Raw genomic sequence first — 828 nt, 5'->3', positions numbered from 1 at the left:
AGCCCGATCCAGGTCGCCAATATTATGCTAGTAATAAATTTTAATAAGCTGGTGTAGCTCAATTGGTAGAGCAACTGACTTGTAATCAGTAGGTTAGGGGTTCAAGTCCTCCCACCAGCTCCAATAAATTTTAGGGACTTTACATGGAGGAGTTCCCGAGTTGGCCAAAGGGGACGGACTGTAAATCCGTTAGCTTAGCTTTCAGTGGTTCAAATCCACTCTCCTCCACCATTTAAAATTCAAAATTTACTCATGCGGGTGTAGCTCAGTGGTAGAGCCCCAGCCTTCCAAGCTGGTTGCGAGGGTTCGATTCCCTTCACCCGCTCCATATAAGCACCTATAGCTCAGTAGGATAGAGCAACGGACTTCTAATCCGTGTGCCGGGGGTTCGAATCCTCCTAGGTGCGCCAAACCTAAATAGCATTGGGGTGTAGCCAAGTCGGTAAGGCACCAGACTTTGACTCTGGCATGCGTAGGTTCGAGTCCTGCCACCCCAGCCATTAATATATGACCCATTAGCTCAGTCGGCAGAGCACTTGACTTTTAATCAAGGTGTCGCGCGTTCGAATCGCGCATGGGTCACCATTTTTAAAATTTTATATTTGTGGAGAGGTACCGAAGTGGTCATAACGGGGCGGTCTTGAAAACCGTTAGGGTGCAAGCCCACAAGGGTTCGAATCCCTTCCTCTCCGCCATTTTTAATCTGTGTTTATCACAGATTTTTTATTGAAAATTTATTTTCCTGACCCATTAGCTCAGTCGGCAGAGCACTTGACTTTTAATCAAGGTGTCGCGCGTTCGAATCGCGCATGGGTCACCATTTTTATT

The 828-nt window shown here is 46.9% G+C and carries 8 tRNA genes; all 8 read left to right on the top strand.

The features are described 5' to 3' along the window. The first annotated feature begins 47 nt into the window (after window positions 1-47). Window positions 48-123, top strand: a tRNA-Thr gene (locus tag HGPG_RS09875). 22 nt (window positions 124-145) lie between these two features. After that, window positions 146-231: transfer RNA gene (locus HGPG_RS09870), tRNA-Tyr, on the top strand. A gap of 23 nt (window positions 232-254) precedes the next feature. Then, window positions 255-328 (top strand) — tRNA-Gly (locus HGPG_RS09865). Between the two features lie 5 nt (window positions 329-333). After that, window positions 334-410, top strand: a tRNA-Arg gene (locus tag HGPG_RS09860). Between the two features lie 14 nt (window positions 411-424). Then, window positions 425-500, top strand: a tRNA-Gln gene (locus tag HGPG_RS09855). A gap of 9 nt (window positions 501-509) precedes the next feature. Beyond that, window positions 510-585 (top strand) — tRNA-Lys (locus HGPG_RS09850). Window positions 586-606: 21 nt separating this feature from the next. Further along, window positions 607-695, top strand: a tRNA-Ser gene (locus tag HGPG_RS09845). A 49-nt stretch (window positions 696-744) separates the two neighbouring features. Further along, window positions 745-820, top strand: a tRNA-Lys gene (locus HGPG_RS09840). Window positions 821-828: the final 8 nt, after the last annotated feature.

Origin of the sequence: Peptoniphilus grossensis ph5 (assembly GCF_000311825.1) — a bacterium.
GTDB classification, from domain to species: Bacteria; Bacillota; Clostridia; order Tissierellales; family Peptoniphilaceae; genus Peptoniphilus_A; species Peptoniphilus_A hominis.
The sequence above is the reverse complement of the archived record's forward strand: the minus strand, read 5'-3'. Positions and strand labels throughout refer to the sequence as shown.